Origin of the sequence: Clostridium sp. (genome assembly GCF_016650095.1) — a bacterium.
Taxonomy (GTDB): Bacteria; Bacillota; Clostridia; order Clostridiales; family Clostridiaceae; genus Clostridium_AD.
The window spans coordinates 1-5175 of the sequence record NZ_JAENWL010000277.1; the positions used below are offsets into that span (position 1 = coordinate 1).

Below are 5175 nucleotides of genomic sequence, written 5' to 3' on the forward strand. Positions count from 1 at the left end.
CCTACATGCCTCGATGGCGTTATTCAATGCATTTCCTAAAACAATGCATATGTCCATATCATCAATCTTGAGTTTCTTGGGAATCATAATCTCAGTTTCGAATTTAATTCCTTCATCAACTGCTTTTGATTTCCTATTGCTAATCAAAGCATCTATAGCTACATTGTTGGATACGACTCCCCTTTTATCATAATCAAGTTCCTCATTCAACTTATGAATATATTTCACCGCTTCATGATATTGATTCCGGCCTAAATAACCATCCAACGTTATCAAATGACTTAACATGTCATGGCGTACTTTCTTTACTTGATTATAGCCCTCAATTATATTCTCATATTGGTCCCGTTGCATCAGCAGTTGTTTTTCTCTAAACTTAACCAGATTGTTTTCAGTCATCTGCATAACTATGCTGTCAAACAGATAAAATGTGATGATGTTGATATATAAAATCGTAATGCCTGAAACCGCATAAACATAGCTAAATTCATTTTTCAAAATCGGTTCATACACACTTGCAATTGATAGCACTATGCTAAATACTGGGATTGAAATGATAAATAACCAAGACCTTAGAGCTACCTGCGATGCATTCCTTCTCTTAAAACGAATAATTATCTCTACAAGAAGAAGCAATAGTATTTTTGAAATAACACCGCCCAAAAGCAAAAGCATAATGTTTTGCCTGATATCCTGCAACACATTTCCAAAAACAGCTACAATCAAAAGTGCAGCAACAAGCTCCATTAAGAATGAGAATACAACAATAAAGGTTGCCACAATTAATTTTACATATACCTTCCCTAGGTAAAAAAGATTGGCAACAATAAAGAATACAATAAAACTAACCATTAATAAAATATCCGATTTTTCAACCGCAATATTCACAATAATTTCAATCAGTAGAATACTTACAAGACCGATTGCCTTTCTCTTTTCGCTCATCTTTTTTTTCATTAAAATATTATTATAAAATCTTAAGGCAACAAACAGTCCAACTACATCATTCATCATTATAATAATGTTCATTAAATAATTCTGCATCATTCAATGTCTCCCATCATAAAATTCATATATCTTATTTTAATATCTTTCTGACAATTTTTACTGCACTTCAACAAATCACCTGTCGACATCATAATACTGTTTGCTGCAATTTCCTTGATATGCTGCATGTTCACAAGATAATATCTACTGATTCTCACAAATCCATCCGCTAAAAGCTTCTTTTCTGCATCACTGATATTTTCATTGCCGGAATATTTCTCTTTTTTACAGTGAATGATTACTTTTCTTCTATCGCTCTCGAAATATACAATATCCGATAGCCTCAAAACTGTTATGTTATCCCTCATTTGAATAACGTAACTCTTATTCTTATCTGCCTGAATTATTTTTACCGCACTTTTAAAGACCTTTGAAAACTTTTTTTCATCAACCGGCTTTAAAATGAAATCATACGCTTCAACACTATACCCACTAACAGCATATTCAATTATAGAAGTGATGATAATGATTATGCAATTTTCATCATATTTCCGAATAATTTCAGCCGTCTGTATACCGTCAAGTTCTTTCATCTTCATATCAAGCAATATAATCGAAAACCTTTGCCCTGCTTCATACACACTGACTAGATCCTCTCCAGAATCAAATTTATCCAATTCATAAAGTTCACTCAACCGCTCAGAAGTTATGAGGCGTTCCAATATTTGCTGTTGCTCTTTTTCATCTTCACAAATAGCTATTTTAAGCATTACAATCCCCCAAATTTTATAAAGCTTACATCCTATATGCAACCACTATGCAAATGTTAAATATATGCAATTACTTCATATCCCAATTTCTTTTTACGTTCTTTGCCATAGTAAAATATTTGAATTATCTGTGCCACAAATATCACCAAAACTATATCCGAATACCGCAACAACATTCCATCTATTACCATTGTATACCTTAATCCCCAAATAAAAAAAGGAGTTCTAAAGAATCTCCTTAACTTCCACAACTGACTCCACCCGTACTTTTTCAATAAACCTCCAAAACATATTCCCATCAAATTCTTCTAACGGTGATTCTTGCGTTTTAAGGAACTGCCTTATTTCCTCAATTCGTTTACCCATCATTATCTTCTGAGCCTTATCATCCATGAGTTTCTGTCTAAGTGATCTAAACTTATAGATTCCCTCGCCAATCTTTTCATATTCATGATTATAATCCATAGTGTCAATGCCGGTATTTGCGTTCACATACAACAATTACATCTGTTCTCAAGATTCTCTATTTGTACATATACGAAATGCCTCCTAAAAATCTAGGAGGCATTTCGTGCTGTTACAATTTTATTATTTCACGCTGTGCTTTCTATGCAGGCAAACCACAGTCTCAGTCGTAAAATGTTTCCAATTCCACTTCTCTTTGCTAGTGTTCTTGGGCGTCTGTTTGCTGAAACATATCCACAACTTTTTTCATCTCGAGGTATGGGGGAACATATCCACTACTTTTTATGCTTATATGTATTATTCCTGCCTTTCAACAAAAACTATTTTTTTAAGAAAGGCCTCCCAAAATTTCCGAAGGCCTTTCTTATTGTTTCACACTGTGTTTTCTTTGCAGGCAAACCGCTGTCTCGACGTGCGTCGCAATACATATAGCACTCAATAGAAAACACTTTGTTGATTCACAAAAATCAAAAAGTACCGTCCCCAGTGATTACAATAGCATCCTCCGGTATCACGTTACTAACCTTGCTTTCGGCTATCCCAACTCCTCAGCTTGCTACTGAAGATAGTAATAACGCTACAGAAGATCTTAGGAATGAAAAATCCTATTCTGATTTGTAGAAACTACTAATAATAGTGTACCCTAATATAATCTGTGAAATAATCATAGTATTTTTATCCTGCATTGTGTTAATGTGAAAAAAATAGTAAATCAAATATGGAAAGGAAAATGGCAAACACGGTATTCCAATAATCAAAGATTTAGATATTCTAAATCTCCATTTCCCATCATTTTTATTTTCACTTATAACATATCCTATCCCAAGTATAATCCCAAAAATAATATAAACAACAGTATTTGATATGGCTGGGAAAAACATACTAAAATTCTGGATTTCAATTTTTTTTAATACATTTATTAGATTATCAGAGAATATTACAAATACGATAAATATGCATGATATAGAAATATACTCTATATATTTTTTATAGATCAAAATGCATCACTCCTATCTGAGATTAATTTGAGCTTCCTTTATTCTATCGAACGCATTGGAATTGCAGCGTTCAGGTCTGAACCTAGAAAAGACCTTCGGTTTTTGTTGTCAAAATTTTAGAAATACTTTGGAATTTGCTTTCAAGTAATTCATAATATAAAAAATGGGCCATGAGCATCGGCTAGGGTGTAACTTTCTAGCCGTTTATGAAGCTCAAATTATTCTATTATTCCTACGAAATACTAATTAAATAACATCTACTTCTAGGTATTTTATGATTACCAATACCTAGAAATAGATACTATTTCATAATTAATAAAAACAATATTTTATTTTAACTGCCAATCATTTCATTTCTAAAATATACTTGTTATTTCTCCCCAACCTAGATTAATTTCTACATCATCATGATATGCTGGATATCCTATTCGTTCAAAAGCACAATGAAAATCAAGATGTGCTCCACACAAACCAGTAATCGGTGTAACTCCTGAGTATGTTGAAGGACTAAAATTAGTTGTGTAATAAGTAGAAGGATTAGGATTATAGGTAGTGTGCTCCCAATCAACTGGATTTTGGTCATCACCACTATACGGATATCCAACTTGCTTTACAATTTTATCTACTGAAGGAACATCACCAAAGACAGTAGCAGTATCATCAGAAGACCACCAATGTTTTAAATATTTTGCTTTATAAAATATTACTGTTGATTCATTATCTATATAGTCTGCTGTAAAATTTCCACTACAAAATATTTCTGCACCCTGAAATAAAATTGATATTGTCTCTGGATCACTATCTGAACCAACACTCATTATCATATATTCTGAATCTTCATCTGCGGAATCAATAATAACCTTTTCCTTATAAATAACTACTGGCTCTACTAAACTACGCTCTAGTAAATCTATGTCGTCAAATCCATTTATCAATACTTCCCTCTTTATAACATTTGACCCATTTAAATCTAACGAAGCTATCTTATAATGTTCATCTAAACTTCTTGAGAATCGAGCTTTTACATCCTCTTGATATCTTTTAATATCAATGTCATTTTCATAATTCCCAGCATCTGCGTAAACAGATAAATTTAAACTCAGAAGCATAACTAGTACTACAAAAATAACTAACACTTTATTTTTCCTCATATTAATAACCTCCCTAACTTAAAATAAGAATCATTTTTAGTGGTAACAACTTTCATAATTCTCTCCACATCTTCACTTCAGAATAATCTACATCTACCCTATTTCATTTTTTTAACCAACTTCCAAGAGTTATTTGAAGCACATACGCCACATGGAGCAAATGGTTCTCCTTGACTATGAACCACCTCATTTTTCCGACATTTAGTACATAGATAAATGCCCTAAGGTAAATTACAATCCATTGTTTTCACCTCCCCAGCCCAAATAGATTCAACATAAATCCTTGATATTTTAAACTTGAATTAATAACGCTACTTGTCTAATGTGTTTGTTATTTTAAATTAAAATCTTGAATTGATTTCATCCATTTTCTACTATCTACAACTACATCCTCCATTCTACTTTCGAAGAGTCTTGACTTCTTTAGGAACTTCATCTTGATAGAAAATAACACTGAAACGTGTTGATGCAACTTGTGCAACAACCAATGCCAACATAGCAAATGTTGTAGCTGCATATTTACTTAGAAATTTCAGTTTCCTCATTTTTCTCACCTCCCCGTACTATACTTCCTATGAATAATGAAACAGATGCTGTGAATGCACCCATCATAGTGCTTATTACAATACAATTATTTAGTCCAAACAATACTAATGAAACTACGCAAAATCCTACGATTACAACGCATGCAATTCTACTGCTTTTTTTAGCCTTGCTCAACTCCAGTCCAGCCAACACTCTATTTTTATGGTCCACTGGAGCAACGCTAAAAATCATCACCATAATTATCATATTTATTGTATA

General features: G+C 32.7%; 9 protein-coding genes. 1 reads left to right on the forward strand and 8 read right to left on the reverse strand.

Annotated features, from left to right (window positions below; genetic code table 11):
- From JJE11_RS14325 to JJE11_RS14340, 4 genes are all read right to left on the reverse strand, one after another.
- Positions 1-1014 (reverse strand): GHKL domain-containing protein (locus tag JJE11_RS14325; RefSeq protein ID WP_291636811.1); only part of this gene is annotated, 1014 nt, incomplete at its 3' end.
- A 29-nt stretch (positions 1015-1043) separates the two neighbouring features.
- Positions 1044-1757: a LytTR family DNA-binding domain-containing protein gene (locus tag JJE11_RS14330; protein WP_291636813.1), complete on the reverse strand. Its 714-nt coding sequence runs from the start codon at positions 1755-1757 to the stop codon at positions 1044-1046.
- A gap of 56 nt (positions 1758-1813) precedes the next feature.
- On the reverse strand, positions 1814-1948 hold the full coding sequence (locus tag JJE11_RS14335; RefSeq protein WP_291636814.1) for a hypothetical protein: 135 nt from the start codon (positions 1946-1948) through the stop codon (positions 1814-1816).
- A gap of 34 nt (positions 1949-1982) precedes the next feature.
- Positions 1983-2249 carry a hypothetical protein gene (locus JJE11_RS14340; protein ID WP_291636816.1) on the reverse strand — a complete coding sequence of 89 codons (267 nt, stop codon included), beginning with the start codon at positions 2247-2249 and terminating at the stop codon, positions 1983-1985.
- 459 nt (positions 2250-2708) lie between these two features.
- Between JJE11_RS14340 and JJE11_RS14345 the strand changes: the two genes are divergently transcribed.
- Positions 2709-2843 carry a hypothetical protein gene (locus JJE11_RS14345; RefSeq protein WP_291636818.1) on the forward strand — a complete coding sequence of 45 codons (135 nt, stop codon included), beginning with the start codon at positions 2709-2711 and terminating at the stop codon, positions 2841-2843.
- On the opposite strand, the gene JJE11_RS14350 is transcribed toward JJE11_RS14345, so the two are convergent.
- The 4 genes from JJE11_RS14350 to JJE11_RS14365 all read right to left on the reverse strand — a co-directional run.
- Positions 2828-3220: a hypothetical protein gene (locus JJE11_RS14350; RefSeq protein WP_291636820.1), complete on the reverse strand. Its 393-nt coding sequence runs from the start codon at positions 3218-3220 to the stop codon at positions 2828-2830. The two genes, JJE11_RS14345 and JJE11_RS14350, sit on opposite strands and share 16 nt — an antisense overlap.
- Before the next feature lie 356 nt (positions 3221-3576).
- Complete coding sequence (locus JJE11_RS14355) at positions 3577-4371, reverse strand: hypothetical protein (RefSeq protein ID WP_291636822.1); 795 nt, start codon at positions 4369-4371, stop codon at positions 3577-3579.
- Between the two features lie 398 nt (positions 4372-4769).
- A complete protein-coding gene (locus JJE11_RS14360) occupies positions 4770-4916 on the reverse strand; it encodes a cyclic lactone autoinducer peptide (RefSeq protein WP_291636824.1) in 147 nt (48 codons plus the stop codon).
- Positions 4891-5175, reverse strand: a 285-nt coding sequence (locus JJE11_RS14365) for an accessory gene regulator B family protein (protein WP_291636826.1), incomplete at its 5' end; no start/stop codon positions are given. The genes JJE11_RS14360 and JJE11_RS14365, both read right to left, overlap by 26 nt.

Coding starts and splice junctions, on each gene's coding strand:
- JJE11_RS14335 (WP_291636814.1), bottom strand. CDS start 1,948: ATGGTAATAGATGGAATGTTGTTGCGGTATTCGGATATAGTTTTGGTG.
- JJE11_RS14360 (WP_291636824.1), bottom strand. CDS start 4,916: ATGAGGAAACTGAAATTTCTAAGTAAATATGCAGCTACAACATTTGCT.
- JJE11_RS14355 (WP_291636822.1), bottom strand. CDS start 4,371: ATGAGGAAAAATAAAGTGTTAGTTATTTTTGTAGTACTAGTTATGCTT.
- JJE11_RS14330 (WP_291636813.1), bottom strand. CDS start 1,757: ATGCTTAAAATAGCTATTTGTGAAGATGAAAAAGAGCAACAGCAAATA.